The sequence below is a fragment of the Streptomyces sp. NPDC013455 genome (assembly GCF_040632975.1).
GTDB lineage: Bacteria > Actinomycetota > Actinomycetes > Streptomycetales > Streptomycetaceae > Streptomyces.
The window spans coordinates 1-1160 of record NZ_JBEYCX010000085.1; the positions used below are offsets into that span (position 1 = coordinate 1).

Annotated in this window: 1 protein-coding gene; it reads right to left on the reverse strand. The window is 72.8% G+C overall.

Features of this window, described 5'->3' with window-relative positions:
• The coding region (locus ABZ576_RS34410) for a polyketide synthase dehydratase domain-containing protein (protein WP_360750080.1) at positions 1-1160 on the reverse strand (1160 nt) is incomplete at both ends.

Genomic DNA, 1160 nt, shown 5'->3' on the forward strand with positions numbered 1-1160 from the left:
TCGGCTTGCGCGGAACGCAGCAGACCCCACACCGCCGCCCCCGCCACATCCACCACGTCCTCACCGGGGCCGGTGGCCATCGCACCGCGCGTGACCACCACCAACCGGGCATCGGCGAGACGGTCGTCCGCGAGCCATGCCCGCAGCACACCCAGCACCTCACCGAGGACCTCCCCCACCGCACCTTGCGGGCACCTCAGCAGCACGGCCCCGGGTGCGGGTTCGCCGCCGTCCAGCCGGTCCAGGAGCGCGGCCAGATCCGGGGTGGCCTGGTCGGGACCCAGCACGACCGGCTCGGCGGTCGGTGTGAGGGGTACGGAGCCCGGGTCGGCGTCCGCCCACGTCAGGTCGTAGAGCGTCGCGGTCGGGTGCGCCGACGCCCGGAGTGTGCCGAGGTCGAGGGGTCGTACGGCGAGGGCGTCGATCGACACGATGCTTCGGCCGGTTTCATCCGCAAGCAACACGGACACGGCGGTCTGGTCGGCCCCCCGCGCGGCGGGCGTCACGCGGACCCGGGCGGTGGCCGCGTTGACGGCGTACAGGGACACACCGTTGAACGCGAACGGCACGGCTCCCGCCGAGGCAGCCTCCACCGAACCGAGCGCCACGGCGTGCAGGGCCGCGTCCAGCAGGGCAGGGTGCACGTTGTACGCGGACGCCTCGTCGAGCACGGCTTCCGGCAGACCCACCTCCGCGTACACCTCCTCCCCCTTGCGCCAAGCGGAGCGGAGTCCCTGGAACGCCGGCCCGTACGTGAAGCCGTGCGCCGCGTACGAGGCGTAGAGGTTTTCCAACTCTTCGTCCGTGCAGGGCACCGCTCCCTCCGGCGGCCAGGTGCTGAGCGTGTCCTCGGCTGCTCCGGGCTCGGCGTCCAGGAGGCCGGTGGCGTGGTGCAGCCAGGGGTCGTCGGGGTGGGCGTCCCCGGCACGGGAGGAGATGGTGAGGGTGCGGGTCCCGGAGTCGTCGGGTGCGGTGACGCGGACTTGGAGGTCGACGGCGACCTCGTGCGGGAGGGCGAGGGGGGTGTGGAGGGTCAGCTCCCGAACGTACGGGACGTCGCTCGTCTGCAGGGCGAGTTCGAGGAGGGCGGTGCCGGGGAGGAGGGTGGTGTGGTTGATGGTGTGGTGGGTGAGCCAGGGGTGGGTGTGGGTGGAGAGGTG